This is a genomic window from Actinosynnema sp. NPDC020468, assembly GCF_040642015.1.
In the GTDB taxonomy this organism is placed as follows: Bacteria; Actinomycetota; Actinomycetes; order Mycobacteriales; family Pseudonocardiaceae; genus Actinosynnema.
The window spans coordinates 1-26324 of record NZ_JBFAEO010000071.1 but is presented as its reverse complement, the minus strand read 5'-3'; the positions used below and the strand labels follow the sequence as shown (position 1 = coordinate 26324).

Annotated in this window: 29 protein-coding genes; 11 read left to right on the top strand and 18 right to left on the bottom strand. The window is 70.4% G+C overall.

From position 1 onward, the window contains the following. Positions 1–40 precede the first annotated feature (40 nt). Positions 41–1270 carry a GAF domain-containing SpoIIE family protein phosphatase gene (locus tag AB0G50_RS33400; protein ID WP_360117149.1) on the top strand — a complete coding sequence of 410 codons (1230 nt, stop codon included), beginning with the start codon at positions 41–43 and terminating at the stop codon, positions 1268–1270. Then, positions 1257–1628 (top strand): hypothetical protein, encoded by a 372-nt coding sequence (locus AB0G50_RS33395; protein ID WP_360117146.1) that lies wholly within the window; start codon positions 1257–1259, stop codon positions 1626–1628. The genes AB0G50_RS33400 and AB0G50_RS33395 overlap by 14 nt, the downstream gene beginning before the upstream one ends. A 599-nt stretch (positions 1629–2227) precedes the next feature. Here the strand turns inward: AB0G50_RS33395 and AB0G50_RS33390 are convergent. From AB0G50_RS33390 to AB0G50_RS33325, 14 genes are all read right to left on the bottom strand, one after another. Then, positions 2228–3121 carry a phosphotransferase gene (locus AB0G50_RS33390; protein ID WP_360117143.1) on the bottom strand — a complete coding sequence of 298 codons (894 nt, stop codon included), beginning with the start codon at positions 3119–3121 and terminating at the stop codon, positions 2228–2230. After that, complete coding sequence (locus tag AB0G50_RS33385) at positions 3114–4430, bottom strand: helix-turn-helix transcriptional regulator (RefSeq protein ID WP_360117140.1); 1317 nt, start codon at positions 4428–4430, stop codon at positions 3114–3116. Before AB0G50_RS33385 ends, AB0G50_RS33390 begins: the two co-directional genes overlap by 8 nt. 234 nt (positions 4431–4664) lie before the next feature. Beyond that, positions 4665–5195 carry a flavoprotein gene (locus AB0G50_RS33380; protein WP_360117137.1) on the bottom strand — a complete coding sequence of 177 codons (531 nt, stop codon included), beginning with the start codon at positions 5193–5195 and terminating at the stop codon, positions 4665–4667. Next, the gene (locus tag AB0G50_RS33375) at positions 5192–6448 is read right to left on the bottom strand and encodes a helix-turn-helix transcriptional regulator (RefSeq protein ID WP_360117134.1); all 1257 of its coding nucleotides are present in this window, start codon (positions 6446–6448) and stop codon (positions 5192–5194) included. The genes AB0G50_RS33380 and AB0G50_RS33375 overlap by 4 nt, the downstream gene beginning before the upstream one ends. An 83-nt stretch (positions 6449–6531) precedes the next feature. Further along, positions 6532–6915, bottom strand: coding sequence for a zinc finger protein (locus AB0G50_RS33370; protein WP_360117131.1), 384 nt, complete (start codon positions 6913–6915; stop codon positions 6532–6534). A gap of 231 nt (positions 6916–7146) precedes the next feature. Continuing rightward, the gene (locus AB0G50_RS33365) at positions 7147–7308 is read right to left on the bottom strand and encodes an SUMF1/EgtB/PvdO family nonheme iron enzyme (RefSeq protein WP_360117128.1); all 162 of its coding nucleotides are present in this window, start codon (positions 7306–7308) and stop codon (positions 7147–7149) included. Next, positions 7281–7700 carry an SUMF1/EgtB/PvdO family nonheme iron enzyme gene (locus tag AB0G50_RS33360; protein ID WP_360117125.1) on the bottom strand — a complete coding sequence of 140 codons (420 nt, stop codon included), beginning with the start codon at positions 7698–7700 and terminating at the stop codon, positions 7281–7283. Before AB0G50_RS33360 ends, AB0G50_RS33365 begins: the two co-directional genes overlap by 28 nt. 5 nt (positions 7701–7705) lie before the next feature. Further along, complete coding sequence (locus AB0G50_RS33355) at positions 7706–8509, bottom strand: Retron-type reverse transcriptase (protein ID WP_360117122.1); 804 nt, start codon at positions 8507–8509, stop codon at positions 7706–7708. An 11-nt stretch (positions 8510–8520) separates the two neighbouring features. Beyond that, positions 8521–8931: a hypothetical protein gene (locus AB0G50_RS33350; protein ID WP_360117119.1), complete on the bottom strand. Its 411-nt coding sequence runs from the start codon at positions 8929–8931 to the stop codon at positions 8521–8523. A gap of 542 nt (positions 8932–9473) precedes the next feature. Then, positions 9474–9707, bottom strand: coding sequence for a hypothetical protein (locus tag AB0G50_RS33345; protein WP_360117116.1), 234 nt, complete (start codon positions 9705–9707; stop codon positions 9474–9476). Positions 9708–9763: 56 nt separating this feature from the next. Continuing rightward, on the bottom strand, positions 9764–10036 hold the full coding sequence (locus tag AB0G50_RS33340; protein WP_360117113.1) for a transcriptional regulator: 273 nt from the start codon (positions 10034–10036) through the stop codon (positions 9764–9766). Then, on the bottom strand, positions 10033–10653 hold the full coding sequence (locus tag AB0G50_RS33335; RefSeq protein WP_360117185.1) for an AAA family ATPase: 621 nt from the start codon (positions 10651–10653) through the stop codon (positions 10033–10035). Before AB0G50_RS33335 ends, AB0G50_RS33340 begins: the two co-directional genes overlap by 4 nt. After that, the gene (locus AB0G50_RS33330; RefSeq protein WP_360117110.1) at positions 10653–11273 is read right to left on the bottom strand and encodes a 3'-5' exonuclease; all 621 of its coding nucleotides are present in this window, start codon (positions 11271–11273) and stop codon (positions 10653–10655) included. Before AB0G50_RS33330 ends, AB0G50_RS33335 begins: the two co-directional genes overlap by 1 nt. After that, positions 11270–12427 (bottom strand): radical SAM protein, encoded by a 1158-nt coding sequence (locus AB0G50_RS33325; RefSeq protein ID WP_360117107.1) that lies wholly within the window; start codon positions 12425–12427, stop codon positions 11270–11272. The genes AB0G50_RS33330 and AB0G50_RS33325 overlap by 4 nt, the downstream gene beginning before the upstream one ends. Positions 12428–12694: 267 nt before the next feature. Between AB0G50_RS33325 and AB0G50_RS33320 the strand changes: the two genes are divergently transcribed. The 4 genes from AB0G50_RS33320 to ribD are packed head-to-tail and all read left to right on the top strand — an operon-like array spanning position 12695 to position 16798. Then, the gene (locus AB0G50_RS33320; protein ID WP_360117104.1) at positions 12695–14074 is read left to right on the top strand and encodes a helix-turn-helix transcriptional regulator; all 1380 of its coding nucleotides are present in this window, start codon (positions 12695–12697) and stop codon (positions 14072–14074) included. Then, complete coding sequence (locus tag AB0G50_RS33315) at positions 14071–14703, top strand: 2'-5' RNA ligase family protein (protein WP_360117101.1); 633 nt, start codon at positions 14071–14073, stop codon at positions 14701–14703. Before AB0G50_RS33320 ends, AB0G50_RS33315 begins: the two co-directional genes overlap by 4 nt. Further along, on the top strand, positions 14700–15935 hold the full coding sequence (locus AB0G50_RS33310) for a helix-turn-helix transcriptional regulator (RefSeq protein ID WP_360117098.1): 1236 nt from the start codon (positions 14700–14702) through the stop codon (positions 15933–15935). The genes AB0G50_RS33315 and AB0G50_RS33310 overlap by 4 nt, the downstream gene beginning before the upstream one ends. A 26-nt stretch (positions 15936–15961) precedes the next feature. After that, positions 15962–16798, top strand: a complete 837-nt coding sequence (gene ribD, locus AB0G50_RS33305; RefSeq protein ID WP_360117182.1) for a bifunctional diaminohydroxyphosphoribosylaminopyrimidine deaminase/5-amino-6-(5-phosphoribosylamino)uracil reductase RibD — start codon at positions 15962–15964, stop codon at positions 16796–16798. A gap of 821 nt (positions 16799–17619) precedes the next feature. Here the strand turns inward: ribD and AB0G50_RS33300 are convergent. Further along, complete coding sequence (locus AB0G50_RS33300) at positions 17620–18063, bottom strand: DUF6355 family natural product biosynthesis protein (RefSeq protein WP_360117095.1); 444 nt, start codon at positions 18061–18063, stop codon at positions 17620–17622. Between the two features lie 51 nt (positions 18064–18114). Here AB0G50_RS33300 and AB0G50_RS33295 point away from each other — a divergent pair, with 51 nt between their 5' ends. Next, complete coding sequence (locus AB0G50_RS33295) at positions 18115–19302, top strand: site-specific integrase (RefSeq protein ID WP_360117092.1); 1188 nt, start codon at positions 18115–18117, stop codon at positions 19300–19302. Positions 19303–19821: 519 nt separating this feature from the next. On the opposite strand, the gene AB0G50_RS33290 is transcribed toward AB0G50_RS33295, so the two are convergent. Together AB0G50_RS33290 and AB0G50_RS33285 are read right to left on the bottom strand one after the other, a co-directional pair. Then, positions 19822–20202, bottom strand: coding sequence for a hypothetical protein (locus AB0G50_RS33290; protein ID WP_360117089.1), 381 nt, complete (start codon positions 20200–20202; stop codon positions 19822–19824). Then, positions 20199–20363: a hypothetical protein gene (locus AB0G50_RS33285; protein ID WP_360117086.1), complete on the bottom strand. Its 165-nt coding sequence runs from the start codon at positions 20361–20363 to the stop codon at positions 20199–20201. The genes AB0G50_RS33290 and AB0G50_RS33285 overlap by 4 nt, the downstream gene beginning before the upstream one ends. Before the next feature lie 548 nt (positions 20364–20911). On the opposite strand from AB0G50_RS33285, the gene AB0G50_RS33280 reads away from it, so the two are divergent. From AB0G50_RS33280 to AB0G50_RS33265, 4 genes are all read left to right on the top strand, one after another. Then, positions 20912–21358: a hypothetical protein gene (locus tag AB0G50_RS33280; protein ID WP_360117083.1), complete on the top strand. Its 447-nt coding sequence runs from the start codon at positions 20912–20914 to the stop codon at positions 21356–21358. A 10-nt stretch (positions 21359–21368) separates the two neighbouring features. Then, positions 21369–22010 carry a TNT domain-containing protein gene (locus AB0G50_RS33275; protein ID WP_360117080.1) on the top strand — a complete coding sequence of 214 codons (642 nt, stop codon included), beginning with the start codon at positions 21369–21371 and terminating at the stop codon, positions 22008–22010. Next, the gene (locus tag AB0G50_RS33270; RefSeq protein ID WP_360117077.1) at positions 22007–22252 is read left to right on the top strand and encodes a hypothetical protein; all 246 of its coding nucleotides are present in this window, start codon (positions 22007–22009) and stop codon (positions 22250–22252) included. Before AB0G50_RS33275 ends, AB0G50_RS33270 begins: the two co-directional genes overlap by 4 nt. Positions 22253–22729: 477 nt before the next feature. After that, the gene (locus AB0G50_RS33265) at positions 22730–22957 is read left to right on the top strand and encodes a SpoIIE family protein phosphatase (protein ID WP_360117074.1); all 228 of its coding nucleotides are present in this window, start codon (positions 22730–22732) and stop codon (positions 22955–22957) included. Positions 22958–23241: 284 nt separating this feature from the next. Here AB0G50_RS33265 and AB0G50_RS33260 read toward each other — a convergent pair whose 3' ends face one another. Further along, positions 23242–26049 carry a BTAD domain-containing putative transcriptional regulator gene (locus AB0G50_RS33260; protein ID WP_360117071.1) on the bottom strand — a complete coding sequence of 936 codons (2808 nt, stop codon included), beginning with the start codon at positions 26047–26049 and terminating at the stop codon, positions 23242–23244. Positions 26050–26324: the final 275 nt, after the last annotated feature.

Below are 26324 nucleotides of genomic sequence, written 5' to 3'. Positions count from 1 at the left end.
TTATCGTGTCCGCCACGCGTCGGCCGGGGGAGGGACAGGGATGAGCGGAGTTCTGGATCCCCGGACCCGGTTGGCGGTGTTGGAGGCGATCACCGACGGCGGGTTGCGCGAACTGGAGCTGGACGACCTGTTCGCCGTGCTGCTGCCCAGGGTGCGGCAGTTGTTCGAGGTCGACACGGCGAGCGTCCTGCTCGCCGACACCGGTGGCCGGCAGCTGGTGGCCCGGGCGGCCTCCGGGTTGGAGGCCGAGGTCTTCCAGGGGGTGCGCATCCCGATCGGCACGGGGTTCGCGGGTCGGGTGGCGCTGCTGCGGGAACCGGTGCGCATCGACCAGGTGGACGAGTCGACCGTGGTGAACCCGCTGCTGTGGACGCGCGGGCTGCGGGTGATGCTCGGGGTGCCGATGGTCGCCCAGGGTGATCTGACCGGCGTGCTGCACGTGGGCAGCGCCGCCGCCCGGCAGTTCACCGACGAGGAGGTCGTGCTGCTGCAACTGGTCGCCGACCGGCTCGCCATCGCCGCGCACGCGCAGCGCTCGCGGGTCGAGCGGACGGCGGCGGCCCTGTTGCAGGACAGCCTGCTGCCCGGGGTGCTGCCGGCCACCGCCGAGTGGGACATGGCGGCCCGGTACGTGCCCGGCGCGCACAGCAGGGTCGGCGGCGACTGGTACGACGTGTTCGAGTTGCCCGACGGCCGGCTGGGCCTGGTGATCGGCGACGTCGCGGGCAACGGGTTGCCGGCCGCGATCGTGATGGGCCGGTTGCGCAGCGCGTTGCGCGCCTACGCGTTGGAGTTCGCCGACCCGGCGGAGGTGCTGGGCAGGCTCGACCGGAAAACCGGCCACTTCGAGGGCTACACCATGGCCACGATCGGCTACGGCGTCGTGGACACCGCCGCGCACCGGCTGGAACTGGCGCTGGCGGGCCACCTGCCGCCCGTGCTCGCGGTGCCGGGTCGCCCGTCCGCGCTGCTCGACGTCCCCGTCGGCCCGCCGGTGGGCTTCGGCCTGGCGGTCACCGGCCGCAAGTCGGTCGGCGTCGACCTGCCGCCGGGCGCGCTGGTCACCTTCTACACCGACGGCCTGGTCGAACGACGGGGCGTGGACCTGGACACCACGGTGGAGCAGCTGCGCGCGGTCACGCTCGCCGAACCGCCCGAGGCCGCGTGCGTCCGGATCATGGCGGAGATGGTGGGCGACCGGCCGGCGGCGGACGACATCGCGCTGCTGGCCGTGCGCCGCGTACCCGGAGCAGCCGGTGTTCGACCCTGACGCGCTGCCGGCCTTCGTACCGCCGGAGGTCGAGGAGCTCGCGGACGACGACCTCGAACGCCCGCCGCTACGTGGCCGCACCGCGCCGCCGACCGGGCTGCACGACCTCGACTGGGCCGCGCTGGAGGACGCCTACGACACCGCCGACCGGACGCCGTGCTTCATCGAGGCGCTGACCAGCGACGACCCCGGCGACCGGGCGTTCGGCAGCTACGGCCTGTACTCGGCGACCACCCACCAGGGCTCGGTCTACACCGCGTCCCGCGCCGCGATCCCGTTCCTGGGGGTCAAGGGGTCGCAGGTTCAAATCCTGTCGTCGCGACGGTCTGAGGAAGCCCGCTGTATCTGGAGAATATAACCAGGTCAGCGGGCTTTTCGTGCTTGCGGAACGATCTTGAAAATGGTCACGGAGCGGTAACGAAGCGATCCTCGCAGGTGCCGTGAAGGAGCGGATCGGGAGCGACCGGCTCCTGATTTTTTACCAGCGCTAAATGGGGTCGTCCCCGAACGGGTGAACTGTGCAAACCTGCCTGCGTTGCGCTCAACCTGCCCTGACCGCCCCCGACCGTCAGGGCCCGTGACCCGCAGCGGGACGCGGTGTGCCGGACGGTCGACGGGGCACCGTCGCCGAGTGGCGTCCGGTGTCGCCCGGCAGGGCCTCCGATCGGACGGGCGGTGGTCTTCCGCCTCTTGTCGCCGCCTGTCTGGTCGCCGCCCGGATCAAACCAACACCGCCGCCGGCCTGACCGCCGAACACGCAGCGGTCATATCGCTCCAACCAGTGGCGGATCCGGTCGATCGCCCCTGCGTGGCCCGGCACTTGGACGCTGCGTCGCATCGCCAGCAGCGCACCCGGGTCCGCACCCGCAGGCGCTTCACGGTCGGGCACCGAGAGGCGAATGGATCGAGGTTGGATTCGCACATGTCGCCGGGCGTGTGTGAGGTGTCGTCCTGTGGTCAGAAGGCGGTCCAGTGCCAGGGGTGGGGGATGTCGCCGCGGAGGCACCGAAGGCGGTGTTCGGCTTCTGTGGCGGCGTGGGGGTTGGTGTGTGCTTTGCGGAGGAGGTAGGTGGTCCAGCGGAGTTCTGTGGTGGTGGCGAGGGTGCGGTAGGCGGGTGCGGTGGTGACGTCGTGGCCGCCGTAGGCGGTGACGAAGGCGGTGTAGTCGGTGGGGGTGATGCGGGCGAAGTCGGTGTGGTCGACGGCGATGGGCGTGAGGTCCCAGTCGGGTGTGCCGAGTCCGAGGTGGTCGAGGTCGAGCAGTACGGGGGTGCCGTCATCGGTGATGGCGAGGTTTCCCTGCCAGGCGTCGCCGTGGACGACGTGGCGCGGCGGGTCGGGGTGCAGGGTCGCGTACTCCTGGCGCAGCCTGGCCAACAGGTCGGTGAGCAGGTCGTGGTCGTGGCGGGTGAGGGTGGTCGCGTTGGAGATCGCCTCGGCCAGCCCGTGGAACGGGTCGAGGACGGGCAGCGGCGGGTTGTCGGGCGGGGTCAGTGCGTGGATTCGTCGCAGTGTGGCGCCGAGTTCGGCGGGGGTGGCGTGGCGGTGGTGGGGTAGTTCGGCCCACCAGGTGACGGGTCGGTCGTCGACGAGGGTGGGTCGGTGCGTCGTGTCCAGGGCGTGGACGGTCGGGATTCCGGTCGCGGCGAGCCATCGGGAGACGCGGAGCAGGTGTTCGGCGGTGCCGACCGTGCCGGGTGGGCCGATGCGGGCGACGATGCCGCCGGGAAGGCAGTAGAGGACGTTGGAGCCGTCGCGGATCAGTTCTGCCCCTGTGGTCGGCACGCCGGCTTCGGCGCCTGCCCGGGTCAGCACGTCGTGGGCGGGACGGGTGTCGGTGGTGTCAGGCATCGGCGGTGGTGGACGCGAGGTGGTGGTGCAGGTCCGCGACGTCGGGGATCGTCAGGTGCTGCGCGGCGGCGCGCATCAGTGCGCGTAGTTCCCCGGTCATCCGCAGCGAGTGGAACCCGGTGGCGTCCGCGGCAGCCCGCCTTCCGAGGACGACGGCTTCGTTCGGGTCGCCCACAGCCATGTACAGCGCGGCCAGGCGGGCAGTGGAGAACGCCCGTGATCGTGGATAGGCGTCGGTGTGCAGGCGGATCGCGGTCGCGAGGCGTTCGGCGGCCTCGCCGGGACGGTTGCGGGACAAGGCTTCGGGGGTCAACGCCCGCGCGCTGCTTCCCGCGTGTTCGGCCTGGTCGTAGTAGACCAGCCACGGCGGGTCGGTGGCCGGGCGGCGCTCGGCGAAGTGCGCGTCGGCACGGTCGACTGCCGCCCTGGCCTGGTCGTGGCGGCCGAGCACTGCCAGCACCCGGGCGTGCACGACCGCGGCCACCGCTCTCGCCGTGGCGGTGAGCCGGTCTCTGCGGACCTGGGCGAACTCGATCAGGGAGAGTGCGTCGTCCAACTCGCCCGAGTGGAGCGACAGGCGGGTCATGTCGGTGAGGACCGCCGCGCGCAGCTCCCACGAACCCGCCTGTTCGGTACACCACAGGGCGGTCCGGGAACATCGTGTCGCCGTGGCGTGGTCGCCCATGTCGAAGGCCGTGAAGGCCACCACCCCAGCCAGGTTTCCGACGGCCTCGAACAACGAGGACCTGGCCGTCGGGTCGCAGTGCGACTCCAGTGCCCGACAGGACCAGCGGAGGTGCGCGGCACCCGCCTCGCCCACCATGCCGCCGCCGTAGAGGTTCTCGCCGGAGGCCAGAAAGCCGGTCATCAGCCGCACTTGGTCGACCTCGGCCCGACCGACCCGCCCACGGGGTGGCACGTCCAGGCTCAGGTCGACGGAGACCGGCCTGATGTTCGCGTCGACAGCTGGATCCGATTCGTACGCCGACGTGGTGAGCGCCTTCAGCCCGAGGTTCAGGTGTTCGACGACCGGCCCCCTGCGCAACCGCTGCTGTTCGGACTTCGCCTTTTCCCGCAGCATGATCAGCTCCCCGCGCGCGGACAGGGCGCCGTCGATCGCCCGGACCACCTCGGCGGAGGGCAGGTTGTGGCCGGGCCGTTCGGCGTGGGACACGTACTGCCTGGTATAACCGATCTTCTTCGCCAGCTGGAGTTGACTAAGACCTGCCTCCACCCGTCGGCGACGGATCTCGTAACCAAGTAGGGCCCTGGCGGATCCGATGATATCGGGTTGTTCGCCGTCGGCCATGGTGCCTCCGCAAAGTTGCAGATGAAGTGCGGAGCCTCTTCTGCCGGATACCGTTTCGGTGGTCCTGAAACGGATCGTATCGTTCCTCGTGGGATTGCGGGCATACCGCTTCGGCTGGAACCACACGTGCGCTGTGCTGGCCCGGGGAAGCTGGCGGTCGCGATGAAGGTCGCGCCGAACCTCTCACTCGTTTTCGACACAGTGGTCTGCGAATCCTGCCTGGGTTCTGCCCGGTCAGGCGGATCCAGTGAGATGAGCGAATTCGTTGAGGATCGCGTCCCACCGGAAGGTGGTCGCGCCGTCGGGCAGGCGGGTGGTGATGTGGTCGGGGTCGAGAAGGGTGGCGTGGGCGGCGGTCAGGGTTCGGGTGCTGGGGTGGTAGGCGGGGTGGTCTCGTAGGGGTTGTTTGACGCAGGGTGCGACGAGGATGGGGACGTCGGTGCCGAGGAGTTCGTTGAGCAGGGCCAGCGCGAGGTTGTCGCTGATGCCGTGTGCCCATTTGTTGATGGTGTTGAAGGTGGCGGGGGCGACGAGGACGGCGTCGGCGCGGGGGAGTGGGTCGCGGTGGTCGGGTGGGTGTGTTCCCGTCCTGATCGTCGTGCCGGCGGGTAGTGCGTCGGAGTCGAGCCATGAGGCGGCTGTGGGGGTGGTGATGAGGTGGACGTTCCAGCCGGTGGTGTGCAGTGCGCTCACGAGGTGGTGGAGGCTGAGCAGAGGTGGTGCGGCGGTGGCGATCAGGTAGGCCGTGCGGGGGCGGGTGTTCACGTGTGTGCGCCGATGCGGGTGGCCAGGCCGCGTAGGCCGGGGGTGCGTCGGTGTCGTTCTCGGGACAGGAGTTCGTGGACGAGCGCGTGTCCGGTCGGGTCGGTGTGCAGGAGTTGGGGCGCGGTGCGTTCGGCTTCCAGCAGGTGGATGACCGCGAGCGGGTCCTGGCGCAGTCGGGTGTGTGCCCAGGCGTTGTCCAGGTGGAAACGTCCTCGCCTGCCGTGCAGGCCGTCGGGCAGGGTCGCGATGTCGACCTGTTCGGCTTCGGCGAGCAGGTGGTGGGGGTCGTCGGACGACCTCGCCACCGAGACGCGGTGGATGGCGACGTTGGTCGGGCCGAAGGCGGTGAAGCCGATGTTGGCGTCGTGGCCGAGCACGGTCGCGCAGTGCTCGGCGTGCCGGAGCCGTTGTCGTGCTTCGGGTTTATCGCCGCGGCGGGCCGCGGAGACCGCGGCGATGAGCATGAGCATCCCCCGCCAGGTGGCGTCTGCCCGGTCGGTGGCGGGGAGGGCGTCCGCCGAGGTGAGCGCGTGCTCCTCGGCCCCGCCCGCGTCGTGGAGTCGCAGCAGGGCACAGGTCAGCTGGTAGGCGGCCGAGGCTTGGCCGTGCACGTCCTCGGCCTCGTCGGCGGCGGTGCGGGCCTGGTCGGCGGCTTCGTAGGCGGCGATGCCGTCGCCGGCTTTGGTGGCGATCTTCGCCGACACGACGGCGGTCTGGCAGTACAGCGACAGGGCGTGCCGGCGTGACCTGCCGGTGGTCTCGGCGATCAACGACGACACGGTGTCGAACGTGCCGGGAAGCGCCTGGGTGGCCTCGGCGTAGCGCGCCGCCTGGTAGGTGCGGTGCAGCCGGTCCACCAGGGCTGCCGCGTAGCTCAGAGCCCCTGGACCTGTCGGTGTGATCGGGGTTCGGCCGGAAAGGCGCGGTGGGGCAACGGTTTCGGGCCGCTCGTCGAACCGCGCCCGTCGGTCGTTCGACCGTTGGCGCAGGTGTTCCTGTTCGGCTTTCCCCTGCGCGCGCAAGGCGGTCAGGACGCCACCGGCGTCCAGTGCCTGGTCGATGGCCTTGATGAACTCGGCGGAGGGGAGGTTGTGGACCTCGCGTTCGGCGAGGGACACGTACTGCCTGGTGTATCCGATCTTCTTGGCCAGTTGCGGTTGGCTCAGGCCGGCCTCGGTGCGCCGGCGGCGGATCTCGTGGGCGAGACGAGCCCTGGCGGATCCGGTGATGTCGGGTTGCTCGCCTTCGGCCATGTCGCCTCCGCAAAGATGCAGATGAACTACAAATGCGTCTTCTGTCCGATGCCGTTTCGGTGGTTCTGAAACGGATTGTATCGTTACTCGTGGGAGGGCGGGCACACCGATTCGGGTGGAACCACACGTGCGGTGGGCTGCTTCGGGAGTCTGGTCGCAGGTGTCCCGCTGCGATCGTGGCGCGGAATGGCTTCCCGGCGGGGGGCGGGCTGGTGCCGTCCGCGGGCGCGGGCATCGGGTGGGCTGTGTCGTCCGTGAAATTGCGGGATGCCCTCGTGTTCCCGCCACAGGTGGTCGCAGGCCACACAGGTGGGCCAGCAGCCGTCCGGGAACCGGGCGGCGGGGACGCGGGGCACGATCACGTCGGTTCCGCACAGCGTCAGGCCCGCGTCGTCCGCGACCAGCGTCACGGGTATCGCGTGCCGATGTCCTTTGTAGGGGAGCCACCGGAAGAAACGCTCACCCATCGCACCTCCCTCTGGGAAACCGTCCACGCTGGGCGGTCGAGACTTCCTGTTGTTTTTCCGTGTGACCAGCAGAACAGGAATCCGGGTAGTGCGGCAGGGGGCAAATCGACCTGCTGTCGACTTTCTTTCCGATGGTGGAAAGGTACTCCTGGAAGCGTCTTCGGTCGTATGAGGGCGGTGCCGTCCGGGGTCGCCAGCGCTATCGAGTTGGCAGTGGGAACGTGCTGGTGGTCACGGTGCGCGGACCACGCGGAATCCGATGCCGGGGGAGGAGAGTTCGGCCGGTGCGATGTTGCGGAACGTGGCGCGGGCCTGTGTGGGGGTGGAGGCGTAGGAGCCGCCGCGGAGCGCGACTCCGTTGTGGACTACGTGGTTGAGGGTCCATTCCCACACGTTTCCTGCGACGTCGAGGATCCCGTGTGGTGTCGCGCCGGCCTGGTGTGCGAGGACGGGGTGGTGGAGCCGATGTCGGAGGGGGAGAGGTTGGCGTGGTCAGGGGTCCACTCCTGTTCGCCCCAGGGCCAGCGGCGGCGTTCGGGGCCGGCGGCCATCCATTCCCATTCCGCGGCGGTGGGCAGTCGTCCGCCCAGGTGTTGTGTGGCTCGGACGGCGCGGGCGTGGGTGAGGCCGGTGGCCGGGTGGCGTCCGTGCCCGTCCGGGTGTGGTGTGCCCAGTTGCCGGCGGGTGACGGGTGTCCGTGCCCACAGCAGCGTGCGGACGGTGAAGGACCGTTGGTCGTGGGTGGTCCAGGTTCCGCCGGGGACGAGGATCCAGTCGATGTCCACGGTGGTCACCTGCCGTTGAGGAGGAGGTCTTCGACGTTGACCGCGGTCCGGACCCGACTGCCGGGGTGCGGCTGGAGCCCCCGCGTGTGCAGCGCCTCGGCGATGACCGTGAAGGCCCGCTCCGCTTCGCCGTGATCGGTGGTGAAGGCGAGGTAGGTCCGGCCGAAGCGGATCATGTGCGGACCGTCGAGGGCGGTGTCGCAGCGGGAGAGCCGCAGGTTGACCAGCATCGGCGCCAGGGTGGTGCCGGGTGCCGTCGGGTCGGGGAACACCGACAGGGCGGTCCGCAGCACGGTGAGGAAGGCGTCATCCCGGATGTACGGGGTGAGCCAGCCGACGACCTCCTCGAGCCTCGCCTCGCCCGCGGGGGCGGCTTCGACGTCGGCGACGGCGCGGAGCCCGCGGGCGTGGAGTCGGGCGGCGTGGCGCAACGTGGTGACGCGGCTGCGTCCGGGCCGGTATCCGGACACCCAGTCCCGCAGTACTCGCGTCTCGGTGATCCGGTCGACGGCGTTGCGCACGGCCCGGTGGACGACCTGGTCGAGGACCGGCGGGAGCCAGAACTCCAATTGCTTGCCGGTGTAGGTGGACACGTGGGTGAGGGTGGGCGGTCCGGGGCGCCAGGTGCCCTCGGCCAGGTCCCTCGCCAACCGCGGCAGGATCTCGGCGGACTCGCGTCGCAGGCGCTCGAACGCCGTGGCGTCGGCGCCGGTTGCGGGGGAACGCAGCGCGCACTGCCGTAACGCGACCTGCAACCGCTCCTCGTCCAGCGACGGCATCAACGACCGCGACCTGTCGTGAGCTCTCATGGGCGACAGGCTCACCACGTCCTCGAGCACGTGCGTCGCGCGGCGCCGACCACCGCGCCCCACGGCGGCGGCACCCGGTCCGGGTCGGGAGGTTCCAGCCAGCGGTGGCCGGTGGTCGAACCGTGTGCCGGCAACAGGATCGTGGAGTCCGGGCGTGGGAAGGACACCCCGAGGAACGCGAGGTCCTCGATCGCGGCGGCGCACATCGGGGTGCGTGGTTGCGCGAGCAGGATCCAGTCGTCCGGCCGGCTTCGGGGTCGGGGCGCGACGATCACCGGCGCGTCGAGCATCCATTGCACGAGCTGGTGCCTGATCTCCGCGCCGACACCGGCCCGCACGACCATCGCGTCCACCTCGTCGCCGACACGCACCCGCACGGCGCCCGTCGAGAGGTCGAGCGTGGTCGGCCATATCGCGGGCACCGTGGGGACCACGAGGGGTTCCCACGCCGGCGGTGGTATCTCGGATGTCGCGACAACGGTCATGGGCATGTCCTCGGGAACGGGGTGGCGCGGCGGGACCGGACCGCTCTGACTGCGGGCTCCGGTCCCGCCGTGTTCGGGAACCGACTGGTGGGCGTCGGGAGGAAACCGGGACGGGGCCGGGGTGCGGATCGGCCCCGTCCCGGTGTGGCGGTGTGCAACGCCTCGCGCACGGGCCTTCGGGGCGGCCGGTGCGCGGAGGGCTCACCGCGCTCGCTGTGCGTCGTCCTGGGGAAGGCCGTCACGCCTGGCACGGGGTGGCGACCACCGTCGTCGCGGAGGCCAGGGCGGAACTCGACGGGTCGATGTCGACGCGGCGACCCGGTTCCGTCCACGCGCCGACGGCACGAGGACCACGACCACAGCGGGCATTGCCGGTTCGCGCCACGTCCGACGCGACGCGAACCAGAGGAGCGAGGTCATCCACGAAGCCGGTGGTGAGCAGTTCGACACGGTCGGCTCCGGGATGCCAACGGGTGCGGCTACTCCTGAACCGGTTCGTCCTCGACGTCCGCCGGACTGCCCGCGCCCTCGATCTCGGCGACGCCGCCGGTCAGCTCCTCGATGACTCGTTTCGCGCCCTTGACCGTGAAGGTCAGGTCGAGGGCTCGACCGAGTTCGACCTCGATCTCGTTTCCGGCGACCTGGAGACGGATCGAGACGTCGCCGTAGATCTTCGCGCACGCCTGGACGGTCGCGCCGCTGGTGAATTCCATGACGGGGTTCCCTTCGAATGTGCTTGTTGTGGTGACAGGTCGGAGGCGGTGCGGGTTCAGCACACCTCGAACAGGTCGTCGAACTGCATGGGTGCCAGGGCGATCAGCGCTCCGGCGATGAACGACGACCCGGGTTGGAGTTCCTCGGCGCGGACCCGTGTCACGGTGGATCGGTTGAGCCCCATCGCCTTGGCGAGGGCGTAGTCGGAGTAGAAGCCGGCGAGCCTGGCGGCCTTCGCGAACGCGACGAAGCGCAGCCGGATCGTGTGGGACTGGGGTGCTGTCGCCTCGCCGGGCGGCGGCTCCTGTACCCGTTGCGTTTTCGTCATGGCAGGGAAGGCGGGTCGGGGGCGGAGAGCTTGGCGAAGACGAACTGCTGGGCTTCGCGCAGGGTCCGGTCGTGGGAGTCGGCCGCGATCACCGTGTGGGACAGGGCCAGGTCCTCCAGGACGGTGGCGACGTGGTGGTCGGCGAGTTCGCGGAATCGGCGGTCGCCGTCGCGCGGCTTGTTGGTGCCCAGCGGGAGCGTGGTGTCGAGGGTGGTGCGGTAGAGCAGGTCGTAGTGGTGGTGGCTGTGGTGTCGGACGAAGTCGCCGAGCCAGGCGAGGGTGTCGGGGTCGGGGTGTTCCTCGCGGTGGTGCAGGGCGGCGAGGTAGTAGCCCAGCGCGTCGGGGGCGGCACGGTCGACCAGGACGACCTCGGCGTGGTGGGCGGCCTCGGTCTCGTTGCTGATGCCGGTGGTGATGAACCAGAGGGTGGAGGCGGCGGTGTGGTTGTGCAGGATGGGCAACCCGGAACGCTGTGCCTGCTCGCCGAGGTCGGCGACGGTGGCGACGTTGATGTCGTGGAGGCGCAGCTCATGGGCGAGTCGGGACAGGAACTGGGTCTTGCCGGTGGAGTGGGTTCCGACGATCCCGATGACGACGGCCCGGTCGGTGTCCTCCATCACCACAGGCCTCCTTCCGGTGTGGCGTTGGCGCGGAAGGGTTTGAGCGCGCCCTGGTCGACCAGCTCGGTCCAGGTCCAGGCGCGCTCGGCGAGCACGGCGGCGAGGACTTTCCAGGCGCACCAGGTGTCGTGACCGGCCCGGTGCGGTTTCTGCCCGGTCAGGCCGTCGGCCTTGGGGGTGATGCCCAGGTGGGCGACGAGCGCGACGAGGCTGTGGGAGGGCAGGTCGGGCCAGGTCCGGCGGGACAGGGCGAGGGTGTCGAGAACCATCGGTGGCGTCCATTCGGGCAGGTGCCGGCCCAGGACGGCGTAGTCGACGTGGGCGCCGTGCGCGACCAGCGTCCGCCCGGCCAGCAGGGACTCGACCTCGGCCGCGACGGAGGTCCACCGGGGCGCGTCGGCGATCTCGTCCTCGCCGATGCCGTGCACCCGCCGCGCGACCGGGTTGACGGGCGTGTTCGGCCGCACCAGCCACGTGCGGAGGTCGGCGGTGGTGGGGGCGTCGGTGTCGACGGGCAACACGGCGAGTTCCACGATCTCGGGTGTTCGGGCGCCGTTGCCCTCGATGTCGACCACGGCGAGCGGGCGGCCGATCAGGGCGGGGTCGAGTGCGGTCATGACGCGTCCTGTCGTGTGGGCCAGCCGATCTCGGCGCGGCCGTGCCGGTCGGGGTGGTGCGGCAACCCGGCGTCGTGGACCTGGTAGCCCAGTTCGTGCTGGACCCGGTACCGCCGCTGCTCGTCCAGGCCCTCCACGATCAACGCCCGCTCGCCGACCTCGACCAGCCGCCCGCCCAGGCCGTGCACGAGGGCGGCGGCGAGCGCCGGTTCGGGGCGTGTCCACGCGGTGGCGCAGCGTCGGACCTGCTCGGCGGGGCAGATGCCGCAGAGTTCGAGGATGCCGCGGTGGCCGTTGTAGTCGGGCAGCGCGTGGGTGAACGCGACCGCGCACGAGGTCTTGCGGAACAGTCGCCGTCCTGGCCCGAACGCCCGTAGCGCGCGGTGTTCCAGGTCCCGGGGGAGGATCTTGCGGCGCGCGGTGTCCTCGTAGGGTTCGGGTAGTCCGTGGTCGCGGTAGTAGGACTGGATCTCGTCGCGGTAGAACAGGCCGGTGAACACCGTCGCGTGCGCGTGGTCGGCCAGTTCCGCCGCTCGCGTCAGGTGGGTGTCGGAGTCGTTGAGGCCGGGGACCACCGGCCGCCAGTACAACACCGTCCGGTACCGGTCGGCGTGGCGGTGCGCGGTGTGCAGGGACCGTGCCGCGATGTCGGAGTCGACCGGTTCGACCCGCTCGTCGTCGATGCCCGACCAGGTGACCAGCAGCGTGACCTTGAGGTGCCGCAACGCGTTGAGCTCGACGCAGTCCTCCGCCTCGACCCGCCAGCGGGTGATCACCAGCACGTGGTTGGTCAACCCGCGCGCGTCCAACTCGCGCAGCACCGCGAACAGGTGCGGTTTCACCGCCGGCAGGAAGGGGTCGGTGGCGCGGTTGAGCAGCTGCACCGGCGTGCGGTGCGGCGTGAAATGCGGGTGCCCGACCAGCGCCTCGACGGCCTCGGCGTCGGAGGTCAACGCCCGCGGCACCTTCATGCCGAAGTTCCCGAACAGGTGCCGCACGCAGTACCCGCAGTCCAACGGGCACCCCACGATCCAGTTCAGGCTCAGCCCCGACTTGCGGTGCTCGACCACCTCCAGCAGCTCCGGCAGCACACCCGGGCGCTCGGCCGGGTCGAGCAATCGCAACCGCGGCCGTCCACCGGGATCGGTGTTCATCCTGGTCCACCCCCTCTGATCAGCGTGATTCCACTGGGGACAGCTGACCAGCCGACGGTATAGTTGCGTAACGAGGCAACACGGCTACGCAGCGCTATTTTCCTGTTTGCCCCCTGAACGGGGACCCGCGCATGACCCACCATCAAGCCAAGGATCCGACCGGCACGGACTTGGAGTCCTGACCGCAGCGCCTGAGCGGGTGAGGAGACCCATGGGCTGGATAGGCAGTCGAATCGGTTGTCCGTCTCGTTCCGAGCGGAGTCGAGGGTGAGCCGCGCGTCGTCCGATCCTGGACAAGCTTCTGCGGCCTTCCGGCTCGCCGGCGAGTTGCGCCGACGTCGTCGGAACGCCGGGATGAGCCAGCAATGCCTGGCCTCCAAGGTGGGCTACACGCGGCAGTACGTGTCGATGGCGGAAAGGGTCGGGCGCAACCTGCCGTCCCGGGAGCTGATTGGCGCGATCGATCGCGTCCTCGATGCGGACAACGCCCTGAACACCTTGCGCGAGCAGGCCAGGGGCGAGCAACAGGCGCTGCGGCACCAACACGCCCCCGCCAAGGAAAGTCCATCTCGATCGAGCGTGGGTGGGCTTCTTGCGGTGCGTTCGGCTGTGCGTGCCCGTGGAGACGGCGGCACCGATGCTGTGGAGGAGTTGCTGATGAACACCGCCGACGAGTCCGCCGAGTTTCTTGCGTGGGCCGAATCCACGAACGTCGGTGGATTGACCGTCGAGCAGATGCACTCCGAGGTCCGGCGGATCGCGCACCTGTATTTGAAGGTGCCGACCGAGCCGCTGTTCGCACGCACCCGAGCCCTGCGGGATCGGGCGGTCTCCCTGTTGGCCGGACATCAGGATCCACGCCACACCCGCGAGTTGTACGCCGTCGCGGGCTGGTCGTTGACGCTGCTGTCCTGGATCTCCGTCGACCTGGGGCACACCGACGCGGCCTCCACTCACGGACGCGCGGCGTGGATGTGCGCCGAGCGGGCCGACCACAACCCCTTGCGCGCCTGGGTGTGCGCCACCCGCCACACCGCCTCGTTCTGGCAGGGCGACTACGCTGGTGCGGCGCACCATGCCGCCGACGGCCTCCGCTACTCGGGCACCGGCACGGCGAAGATGTTCCTGTCCAGTGCACTCGCGTTGGACCTCGCTCGCGCGGGTGACACCGACGCTGCCGGGCAGGCACTGCGGCAGGCACAGCTGCTGTCCGAGACCACAGGCAGGAACGAAGACGAGTCGGAGGGACCGCTGACCTGCTCGGTGGGCCGGGCCGCGTCCCTGTGGTCGGACACCAAACTCGCCCTCGGTGACGCCCAGGAAGCGTTGAACTCGGCAAATCGCGCGGTGGCCCTCTTCGAAGCCACTGCGAAGGACCACCGCAACCTGGGCTCGGAACGCATGACACGTCTGCAACAGGTCAAAGCCCACCTGGTACTCCACGACCTGCCGGCAGCCGAGGACGCACTGCGCCCGGTGCTGGACACACCGCCTTCCCACCGTGTCCGTCCCCTGGTTCGGCGGGTGACCGAGGCGGGAACCCTGGCCAGACAGGTGGGCGGCACGGCGGATCCGGTGACGAAGCGGATCCAGGAGGCCGTCCACGACTTTCGCCGGGACATCGGGACGAGGGAGTTGACCGCGTGAACGAGGCGGAGCCCATGCGCGACCACTGGTGGTGGCGGCCCGGTTGGAAGGTCGGCAGGTCCTTCTACACCTGGCATATCACGTTCGCCGACCACCCCGATGTCCTGCGCCTCGTCGCCGACTACGAACCGGTTCTCGCCGCCTTGCCCCGACTCGACTCCGTTCCCGCGCGTTGGCTGCACCTGACGCTCCAGGGAGTCGGTTTCACCGACGAAGTCGCCCGACACGACGTGGACCGCATCGTGGACGCCGCCCGCACCCGGTGCGCGGAACTGGCACCGTTCACCATCACGATCGGACCCGCGCACCTGGACCCCGAAACCGTCCAGATGCCCGCACGCCCCCTGGAACCGTTGGCAGGCCTACGAGCAGCCATCCGTAGTGCGATCGGCGACGTGTGGGGCCACGACAACGTGCCCGAGGCGGAGACCGGGTTCCGCGCGCACGTCAGCCTCGCGTACTCGAACAGGGCCGGCTCCGCGCGCGACGTCGCCCGGACTCTGACCGGACACGCGGAACACAGTGCCCACACCACCGTGTCCTCCGTCGCGTTGATCGACCTCAACCGAGACCAGCGGGCGTACGAGTGGATTGACGTCGCCACGGTGGCACTCGGGAGCGCGTCGTGAACCACGGACCGCACAACCCGGGGTCCGATGACCGTGTCGGGGCGGATTTCCTGGCCTCCGAGGTGCGGCGGTTGCGCGTTGAGCGCGGGCTGAGCCAGCGCGAGCTGGCCGCCAGGATCGGGTACACCAGGCAGTACGTGTCCGTCATGGAGAGGAAGGGCGCGAACCTTCCCTCCAAGGACCTCGTCAAGGCGGCCGATCACGCGCTGGGCGCCGAGGGGTACCTCGTCGGCTTGAGGGAACGCGCCCGCCTGGAGGTCGGGCGACGCCGCGACGCCCCCGGCCCGGATGTCCCGCGTTTCCCCGATCACGGGCACCTGCCGCCGCCGGCCGGGCTCGGCGGCCACGACGTCGAGGAACTCGTCGATCACCTGCGTGAGCAGTGGCACCTGCTGGTCCGGACCGACAACCTGTTCGGGCCGCGTTTCGCCCTCAGCTCCGTCCACGACCACCTGCGCCTGGTCATCGACCTGATGCGTTCCGTCCCGGTCGCCCGGCGTGTCGACCTGGTCCGCCTGGCTTCCTGGTACGCCGAGTCCGCGGCGTGGTTGCACGAGGACGCCGCCGAAACCCGACTGGCCCAGGTCTGGACCGACCGCGCGATGGAGTGGGCGCACGAAGGCGGGGACGAGACCATGGTGGCCTGGACGCTGTTCCGCCGCAGCCAACAGGCCGCGGACGACCCGGGTCGGGTCATCGGCCTCGCGACCGCCGCGCATCGCCGCGGACCGGAACTGCACGCGCCGATGCGCGCCGCGATCACCCAGCAACAGGCCCGCGGGCACGCCCTGGCCGGAGACGAACTCGCGGCCCACCGCGCACTCGACGCCGCCCACGAATGGGCCGCCCAGGATACCGACGGCGCCGCCCGCCAAGGCCACGGCTCCTTCTGCACGCCCACCTACCTGGAGCTGCAACGAGCCGACTGCTGGCTCCTGCTCGGGCGACCCGACAAGGCCGTCGGACTCTACGACGCCGTGCTGCCGTCGCTTCCGAGCGTCTACCGCCGCGACCGCGGCAACGCGCTCGGCCGCCACGCCACGGCACTGGCCCGCATCGGAGAACCCGACCGCGCCGCCGACGCGGCCCTGGAGGCACTGGACATCGCCCGCAGCTCCGGGTCCGTGCGCACCGAACGAGCGGTCGCACAGGTAGCCCGCGCGCTGGCGCCGCACGGCGGGGTAGAGGCCGTGAGCCGGTTGCGGGACCGCCTGTCCGCGAGGCTCGCGTGACCACGTACGAACTCGAGATCGCGGCGATGCGGCGAGCGGTCGCCCTGTCCGCGATGGGCCTGGGCACCACCAGCCCCAACCCGCCGGTCGGCTGCGTGATCCTCGACCGTGCCGGCCTCGTCGCCGGAGAGGGGTTCCACCGCCGCAAAGGTGAAGCCCACGCCGAGGTCCACGCGTTGCGGGCAGCGGGGGAGCGGGCACGGTGCGGCACGGCCGTGGTGACCCTCGAACCGTGCAACCACCACGGTCGCACGCCCCCGTGCCGCCAAGCCCTCCTCGACGCCGGGGTCGCCCGCGTCGTGATCGCCCTGATCGACCCCACCTCCCGAGAGGAGGGAGGCGCGGCCCGGCTGCGCGCGGCGGGGGTGCAGGTCGTCATCGGCACCCTCGCCGACACCGCGCGACTCGTGCTCGACCCGTGGCTGCACGCCCAGTCCGTCGGCAGACCGCACACCACCTGGCTCGACACCGACCACACCACGGCCGACGTCGCCGAGCTGGTCGCGGCCCACCGTGCGTCGCACGACGTCGTCATCGGCCCGAATGGACAACCTTCGGAAGGGATCCCCGGCGGGCACGGAGCGGACGTCTTCAACGTTCCCGCCGAACTACCCTACAACCCCACGGACGCCTTGAACCTGCTCTACCGGCACGGCTCGCGAACAGTTCTCGTCGTAGGCGGCGCCGAGAACGCCCGACCCTGGCTCGACCGACGACTGCTCGACGAAGCCATCGTCTACTACGACACCGACCGCCTCACCACGCGACGCGCCGCCCAGGAGCTGCTCTTGCGACAGGGCTGGAACCTCGACCGAGTCGAACGAACCGGCGATCGAGTCCGACTAGGACTCAGGTTGGGCTGACGGCTGGTCGCCGACGTGCAGTCCTCGGCCGACCACGATGAGACCGGACGGAGAGCACGTCCGAACACCGGGTGACCGCCGAGCTGTTCGGTCTCGCGCAGCTCGGCGCCGACTGCCCCTCAGGTGCAGAAGGGCAGGTTCGTCGCGGCTTGCTGGGCCGGCCAGATCCACCCGGCGCTTCCCGGATCCCAGACGGTCCTAGTTCGCCGGGTGGCCGTCCTCGTCCACCTCGGTGAGCGCGAAGGCAGCGTCCACGGCCTCGACCCCGTGGACCTGGTCGAGGATGACGTCGGGGTCGAGAAGGAGTTCCAGTGCCTTGATCGGGTCGTTCCCGATCGCGGCGCGGTCCTCGGCGCGGGCGTGGTCGGCGAGGTCGGGCGCGCACGATGTCGGCCACGATCCGCACCCGGCGCCTCACCTGATCCTCAGCCACGAGGGCAGGGTAGCCCTCCCCGGCGAAAGCAATCCGTCGACGTGCGTGGCCAACGCACCTGCTTCGCCAGAACCACTCGTGACCTGCAACGCGATCAACGTGCCCGCGATGAACGCCAGCCCGTCCTTCCTGACATCGATCTGGTCTCGCCGCGCCCGATCGGCGCAGGGTTCGAGGAGAAACTGCGTCGAAGTCCGCCAGTGCCTGGCGGCAGTGCGCGACTCGAAGAGGACGGGCCGTTCCTTCATTGCAACCGGAGAGCCACTTTGTCTTTCTGAAGACCGTTCGACGGAGCTGGCTCGTTTCGACACCCAAGGCCGCACGCGGAATCGTCCCCAGGTGCCGCCTTGGGTGTAAGTGGCTGACTTGTGGGCCTTGGCCCGGCGCCTCACACCTGAGGCTGGGTCAGGGAGCAGATCGTCCTGTCGTCAAGTACCAGGAGTCGCGGGCGTGTGGGGATGTAGTAGGCGTTGACCACCGCGTCCTCGCCGTACTGGAAGAAGGGGTGTGAGGACCAGGGGCCCACGCAGGCGGTGTTGCCGGGTGCGTGTCGGCGGTCGATTTTGATGAGGATGAACGAGTTTCCGCAGTGTTGGTAGCGGGCGGCCGCGCCTGCGGGGTCGTGGTGGGTGAAGTGGAAGCCGCAGGGTGTCGTGGTGTTGTCCGCGGCCCGTGCCGTGCCGTGCCGATTCCTGGGCAAGCACCTGCGCTTCGCCGCCCGTGACGTCGAGCAGATCGCCGAGTCCTGCCTGGCTGGCCCGGGCGGAAACCGTACCCGAACCGGGGATCTTCCCGACCGCGCTTGAAGTCCTCGTGTGCACGATGCGTCCATGTCCTCGTCGGCCCCGGCCGGAACCCCTGCGGCAGAAGGAGAATAGCCCCGATGGCCTACTGGGAACGAAGCGGACCGAACTCGTGGCGGGTCCGGTACGTCCGCGAGGACGGGTCGCTCGGCTCGTCGTCCGGATTCGGCACCGAGGACGAGGCGAAGGCCGAAGCCCACCGGATCGACAACCTCCACCGATCCACGGCCACCACCACGCCCGCGCCGGACAAACGCAGGTCGATGGCGGTGAACGACTGGATCGACCGGTGGTTCGGCGGGATCGACGTGGCCCCGACGACCCTGGCCCAGTACGAAAGCCTGACCCGCAACCACATCCGGCCGCGCTGGGGGACCGGCGACCTCACCGACGTCGGCAATCTGGCCGCCCACACCTGGGCGGCGGAACTACGCGCCCGGGGTCTGGCCCACGGCACCGCGAAGACGATCATGAAGGTGTTCACCATGATCCTCGCCGACGCCGCCGACGAGGACCTGCTCGACCACAACCCGATCCGCCCACGCCGACGCGACCACCGCGCCCGCGAGATCGTCTGGGCCGAACCCCACCAGGCCCTGCGGGTCGCTCTCCAGGCCGTGTCCCTGGCCGGTGCGTGGGCCGGCGTCCTGGACATCACCGCCGCCTGGACCGGCGCGCGCTGGGGTGAGCTGGCCGGGCTGCGTCGGGTCAACACCCACCTGGACGACGGGTGCTTCGTCATAGACCCCGATTTCGGTGCACTGCACGAGATCGGCCGCACCCTCCAACTCGGCCCACCCAAAACGGCCGAGTCCGCCCGCACCGTGACCCTGCCACCGTTCCTGGTGGAACTGCTCCGCCGGCACCTGGACACCCACGACCATCCGCACGTGTTCGTCACCGAACACAACGCACTGCTACGCCGCTCCAACTTCTCCCGCCGCGCCATGCGCCCCGCAGCCGACGGCAACCTGCACAGCACCAGCCCTCGCGTCCGCGTCCACCCGGTCAAACCGGGCCTGACCTTCCACGGCTTCCGCCACAGCCACAACACCTGGCTCATCGCCGACGGCATCCCCGACGTCGGCCGGGCCTTCCGCCTCGGCCACAAACTCCCCGACAAGATCCAACAGATCTACGCCCACGTCGCCCCCGAAGTCGAACGCAGAATCCTCGACACCCTCCAGCAACGATGGCTCGACGCCCTCGCCACGCTCGGCACGGCCACCCCGAACGGATCGCTACCGGCCCTTCCCTCCGCGTCTTGACCCATGGCCTGGTGTTCGTGGCACCGAACGGCGTCCTGTTGCCCCGGATCCCCTGCCTGGGGACGGTGCTCCGTCACCGAAGCCCGTGAACCGGCAAGGTGGGTTCTTCGGCCACGACCGACTTGGCCGCCCTCGTCAGGCGGCACGAAGCAGACGGGGCAGGAGGCGGTGCAGGAGGAAGCCACCCTGCTGCGGGCCCCTGTGATCCGGTGTCCGGTGGTCGCCGGGGCTCCAGGTCAAGCTCCGTAAGGGATTGCCGGCATCACTCGATGCCGCGGATACGGACCTGGTCCCAGGGGGGTTTCCCGGGTGCCCCGGTGCAGCAGGTGGGACAGGAGTTCCAGGATCCACGGCGGTTGCACTCCAGGACGTTCGAAGCCCAGTAGTCGACCGCGGTGGCGCGGGGTGACCAGGACGGCGGTGACCTGTGGGCGGCCTTGCGCGTCCGGGTGGGTGATCAGATCGGCAACACGGCCCAGTGACTCGCCGTGGAGGTCGTGGGCGGTGCGGCCGAGCAGGTCACTGGCCTTCATGGCGGGCTCCGGGGATGCGGCCGACGAGGTGGGTGCGCAGCCAGGACTCGAGCGGTGCCGTGTCCAGGAGGTCCGCGGAGATGGACAGTTCGACGGCGCTGCCGATGCGGGCGACGTGGCTGAAGGCGATGCGCACGGGTGGGCGGCGTTCGGGGCCGTGCTGGCGTTCGGCCACCGAGGTCAGCCACCGGCCCAGCGCGCCGCCGATGCGATCGCCCAGGACGCGTTGGCCGACCAGCAACGCGGTGACGCGCAGCTCGTCGTCGAGTTCGACGTCGACCGTGCCCACCAACGCGCGGTGCAGGTCGACGATCTGGCGGTCCAGCAGGTGGAAGTCCACGCGCAGCGGGTCGAGGTGGGTGCTCATGAGCCCATTTCTGTCAGCAGCATCAGCGGGATCGCAGCGAGCGCGGCCACGAGGATGACGACGAGGTAGAACACGCCGAGGGTGTTCGCGAGCCGGCCGTTGACCTGGTCGCCGAGGTAGTCGCGGTCGTTGGCCACGACCAGGATCGGCAGGTAGGTCAACGGGAGCGCTGAACACCAGGGAGTACTCGGTGACCGCGATCGGGTCCACGGTGGTGAGCAGGATTGCGATGGCGAGCAGGAAACCGACCAGCACGACGGTGTGAAACGGGGCGGCCTGGCGGGGACGCACGCGTTTGCCCCACTGCCAGCCGAAGTACTGGGCGATCGTGTACCCGGCCGACAGCCCGCGCTCGCCGCCGTCAAGGCCTGACGCGCAGCACGCCGCGCACACCGCTGGTTCACGGCTACACACGGCGACTCAAGACGTGACGAATTGTGTCGTGATCGGTGACAACGCAGTGGTTCCCCTGATCCTGCTTTCGCATTAACTCAATCGAGTGACTGTTGATCGAAATGAGTCACTATAACGCCTGGCAGGCCTGTGGAAGGCCACCTCATGGCAAGCGTGCGCAGATCGCTCAAATGCGAACTTTTTTGGGTATTCGCACACATCCGGGTGAAGTGGCGGGTGGGAGGTGTAGGCGCGGTGCCGTCGGGTCAATTATTGCGGCAGTGGTTCCATTGAGGAAATGCAAGGAGATTTCGCAATGCCCGTCACCACTCGCGATCACGCCGCCACCGGTTACGGCGTGCGCCAGGCGCTCTGGATGGTCGAAGCGGCCCAACTCGCCTACCAGTCGCGGGACACCGTCGAGGAAACCTGTCGCGACCGGGGCTTCGACCGGGTCCGCCACCACGAGAAGACGTTCACGCCGCCGTTCCCGCTGCAGGATTCGCAAGCGTCCACCGCGGCGAGTGACGACACGATCCTCGTCGGGTTCCGCGGCACCGAGCCGGAAGAAGATGCAGGACTGGCCCTCCGACACCACCACGCCGCCCTGGCCGGGTGCCGGCGGCACCGGGTACGTCCATCGCAGAAGAAGACGGCCACGCTGGAGGTCACCCACACCCAGTGGTTCGACACCGAGGAGCTCAACAGTTCGACCAACTACTCGACCCACCTGCTCGACGCACTCGACGCCGCCGTCGTCTGAAAGGAATGCCATGACCCCGCGAAAGCACGTGATCCCGTTCCTCGTCCTGCTCTCCGCCGCACTCGGCCTGGTCACCACCCCCGTCGCGCAGGCCACACCGCCGCCGGTGGCGGACGCGCCGCCGGTGTGCGACAAGCCCTTCTACCAGGACGACGAACGACTCGGACCGAAGGACCTGCCTTCGGAGTCCAGCGTCGTGGGCCGGTTGCTGATCGGCTACCAGCGGTTCGGCAACGAGGCGACCTCGCAGGACTTCCTCGCGAGGTACTGGGACAGCAAGGGTTGGATCTACCCGGACCACGACGGCTTCGAGGGCACACCGACGGCCGAGAAACTCCAACCGGGCAAGCTCGTCGACCGCTTCGGCGGTCAGTCCGGCAGGTTCCTGTCCACCACGGGCACCCCGCTCGTGCAACGCTCGGTCCCGCCGCAGAGCCTCAACACCTGCGAGTACGAGCCCGGGGTGAAGCAGCCGTACGGCTACTACCAGTACAAGGTCGAGAAGGAGTTCGAGGTCCTCGCCGGAACCTCGGCGAAGGGTTTCGGCCAGCCCGGCGGCGGACCTCAGTACAAGGTCTCCTCGCCCAACCCGCCGGAACGCCGCAACGTCGCCTGGCTGGTCACGAACGGCTACCTCAGCGTGGTCAAGTGACCGTGGACCGGGTCGCGCTGGTCGAAGCCCTGGACCGCGCGGGCATTCCGCGCGCGATGTACGAGATCGAAGGCGTGCGCGAGTTCGGCGCCGTGCCACCCACGGACTTCTACTTCCTGCGCGAACGCGACGGCCGCTGGCAGATCGGTGTGTACGAACGCGGCGAGTACGACCCGTTCGAGGAATACGACGCCGAAAGTGAGGCGACCACCGCCTTCCACCAGCGGCTGATCACGGCCTAGCCACCGAGATCGACAGTCCGGCAGGATGCCACCGACGGTGTCCTGCCGGACTGCTGTAGTGCCCGCTGTTCTGTGGGCGAGTACCTCGGTCCCCACCTCGACTACCATTTCCACTGCCGATAACAGCGTGCAACCACGAAGGTGTGAATAGGGTGTGTGGTGGTGAAGCGAAAAGACGTTTTATGGAGACAGTCGTTCCGGATCGAAATCGCCTCTTGTCACCCTCGAATTCGAAGGCGAAAAGTGCCTGACAATGAATTTTATGATGTCGATCGGCAATTTTTGTGAGGCAATTTGCTCGAACATCTGTCTCGATCGCAGAACTTGGCGCGAGACGACCCTCACCACGGGACCCGCCGCGCAGGACCTGCTCATGCGACAGGGCTGGAACCTCGACCGAGTGGAACGAACCGGCGATCGAGTCCGACTGGGGCTCAGGTTGGTCTGACAGCTTGTCGCTGACACCACGACTACGTCGTGGACGGCGGTGTGGTCCACGTCGCGGTCTTCGACGCCATGGGCCACGACCTCTACGCCGGGCTGACGACTTCGCTGGCGCGGGCCGCCACCCGCAACGCCCACCGGGCCGGAGGCGATGGCCGACTCGGCGAACGACACCATCACCTCCCAGCGACCAACGGACTCGGCCCCTTCACGACGGCTTTCCTGACACAACTGGACCTGGACTCGGGCGAGTTGGAGTAACCGACGCCGGGAAGCCACCACCCATGGTGATGTGCGAAGGCCGGGTGGTGCGGCTGTGCTGATGCTGGAGTGGACCACCGTTGGTCAGACCACCCTGCTGCGTGTTGTTCGCGTGAAGGTTCAGTCCCGTAAGGGATTGCCGGCATCACTCGACGCACCACGCGATGATCAAGCCCTTCCACCGGTACCCGGAGTACTCCACGATCCCGCTGCCGCTGGTGCGCGAACTCGCCGCCGTGCTGCCGGCGGAGGTCCGGGCCGCCCGCCTGGCCGACTGGGCCTGACTACCGGGCGCGGGCGGTTGTCGACCCCACCGGGTCGAGGTCGGAGAGTTGCCTGCGGACGCGTTCGGCGTCGGCGTCCCGACCCAGCCGCAGGTACAGGTCCAGGGCTTCCCGCCACACCGCGCGCGCCTGGCCGTGCCTGCCGAGCGCGGCGAGCGGGTGGCCGAGGTAGTCGAGCGTGTCGACGGCCTCGGCCGTGTTGCCGACATCGCGGTAGAGGGCCAGCGCCTCCCGGTAGTGCTCGACGGCCTCCCGGTGCCGGCCGGTGCGGTGGTCGATGAAACCCAGGCTGTCCAGGACGTCGGCCACGCCGTCGGTGTCCTCGTGCCGGCGGTGCAGCGCGAGCGCGGCCCGGCAGTGGGTGCGGGCGGAGTCGTACTCGCCCTGGTGGGCCTCGTGCCAGCCCACCGTGTTGAGCGCGTCGGCCTCCCACACCGGCTGGTCCAGGCCGCGGATGAGGACCAGCGCGCGCCGGGCGTGCAGCAGGGCCTGCCGGGTGTCGCCGCGCTGCTCCCAGGCCCACGCGAACGCGTGGTGCGTCCGGGCCTGCTGGGTCGGGTCGTGGTGCTCCTCGGCCACGGCGAGCGCGCGGCCCAGGTGGACGAGCGCCTCCTCGTGCCGGTCCAGTTCGGCGTGCGCGTGGCCGAGCCGGCGCAGCGCGTGGATCAGGGTGGTGGGGTCGGGCAGGTGCTCGGCGGCGGCCGCGCCCGCGTGCCACACGGCCAACTCGTCGTGCCGGTGCCCGCGGCGCAGGTGGAACGTGTTCAGCGTCCACGCCAGGTGCCACACGGCCTCGTGCCGGGCCTCGGTCGCCGCGACGCGCTGGGCGGCCAGCAGGTGCGGGTGGTGGGCGTCCAGCCAGGCGAGCGCGGCCGGGTGGTCGGGCAGCGGCTCGGGGTGGACGCCGGTCGCCGGCGGGTCGAGCCGGATCGGCTGCCGCAGCGGGTACAGCAGGTGCTCGGCGGCGTGCGCGGTGTGCCGGTAGAAGTCGACCACCCGTTGCGACGCGGCCCGCCGCGCGGGTTCCGGGAGGTGGTCGTGGGCGAATCCGGCGGCGTAGGCGCGGACCAGGTCGTGCATCGAGTAGCGGCCACCCGGGTGCCGGTCGAGCAGCGAGTGGTCCTCCAGCACCCGCAACGCCCGGCGGGCGAGGGTTTCGGGCAGGCCGGTGAGCGACACCGCGGCGGGCAGGTCGACGTCCGGACCCGGCGCGGTGCCGAGCAGCGCGAACACGGTCCGCTGCTCGTCGGTCAGCGCGCGCAGCGACCAGGACAGCACCGCGGGCAGGCTGGCCGTGGGATCGGTGTCGTGGTCCAGCGCCTCGAGTCCGAACCGGCGCAGCTCGGCGGCGAACTCCGCCAGCGGGATCGACGGCCGGGTCGCGGCGTGCCGGGCGATGATCGCCAACGCCAGCGGGTGGCGTCCGCACAGCTCGATCAGCTCGTCGGTGACCCGGTGCCGGGCGGCCACCCGCCGGTCGCCCAGGCGCGCGGCCAGCAGCGCGCGGGCCTCGCCGGTGGTGAGCAGGTCCAGCGGCAGGTGGCGGGCGCCGTGCCGGTCGATCAGCGACGCGGGCCGGGTGCGCCCGGTGACCAGCACGGTGCAGGACGCGCTGCCCGGCAGCAACGGCACGACCTGCTCCGCGGTGGCCGCGTTGTCCAGCACGACGAGCATCCGGCGGCCGGCGACCAGACCGCGGTAGCACGCGGCCAGCGCGTCCACGTCCGCCGGCAGCGCGCCCGGGTCGACGCCCAGCGCGGTGAGGAACCCGCGCACCGCGTCGGACGGCTCGGTCGGCCGACCGTCGGGGCTGAAGCCGTGCAGGTCGACGAACAGCTGCCCGTCGGGGAACCGGTGCAGGTTGCGGTGCGCCCAGGTCAGCGCCAGCCAGGTCTTGCCGATGCCGCCCGCGCCGCCGATCGCGGTGATCACCACCGTGCCGACCTCCGGGTCGGCGACGGCGCGGTCCAGCTCGGCGAGCTCGGCGACCCGGCCGGTGAACAGCGCGGGCGCGGCCGGCAGTTGGCGCGGCGCGACCGGCGCCGGGTCCGGACCGGCCGCCAGGGCGGGGTCGGCGGCCAGGATCCGCTCGTGCAGGCGCCGCAGGTCCGGTCCGGGGTCGGCGCCCAGCTCCTCGGTCAGCCGGACCCGCAACCGCCGGTACTGCTCCAGGGCGTCGGCCTGGCGACCCGCGCGGTAGAGGGCGAGTACGAGCTGGGCGGCCACGTGCTCGTCCAACGGGTGCGCGGCGGCCCGCGCGGTCAGCTCCGGCAGCAGCACGGCGTGCCGCCCGGCCCGCAGCGCCAGCTCGATCCGGTCGGTGTCGGCGGCGAACCGCTCGCGCTCCAGGCCCTGCCGCACCACGCCGATCCACGGGGTGTCCAACCCGGCGAGCGCCTCGCCCCGCCACAACCCGGCCGCCCGGTCGAACGACTCCAGGGCGGAGGCGGGGTCGGCGTCCGCCCGAGCCAGCGCGACCAGTCGCCGGAACCGGTGCAGGTCCACCCGGTCGGGGTCGACCAGCAGCACGTAGCCGCCGCCCCGCCGTTCGACGACCACCTCGTCGGCGACGCCGCCGGCCGCCAGCAGGTGCCGCAGCACGGACAGGTAGTTGCTGACGAGCTGCCGGGCCCGGCGTGGCGGGTCCGCGCCCCAGACCCGGTCCACCACGCGGTCCGTGGCGACCACCTGGTTGGCCTCCGCGAGCAGCACGCCCAGCACGCACCGCTGCCGGGCGTGGCCGAGGTCCACCCGACTCCCGTCGACCAGGAGTTCGACCTCGCCCAGCACGCGCAGCTCCACCGTCATCGCACAAGCCCCTCCCGGTCGCCGCGGCGAAGTCCTGTCTAGGTCCGCCGGCGCGTCGTCCGAAACCACTGAACAGCGGATTCGCAGAACGTCGTGTTGCCGGAGGGAGGCGGTCGGCCACGCTGGCACCCGGTGCAGGGCGAGGCGGCACCGGCGGCCGACCACGAGGGGTGCCGCCGGCGCCGCCACACTTCGCCGGCACGGCCACCGCCCCCCAGGGGGCCCCCCGGGAACACCGCCGCCGCGCGCGGGCCCCGCCCCGGCGCCCCCCCCAA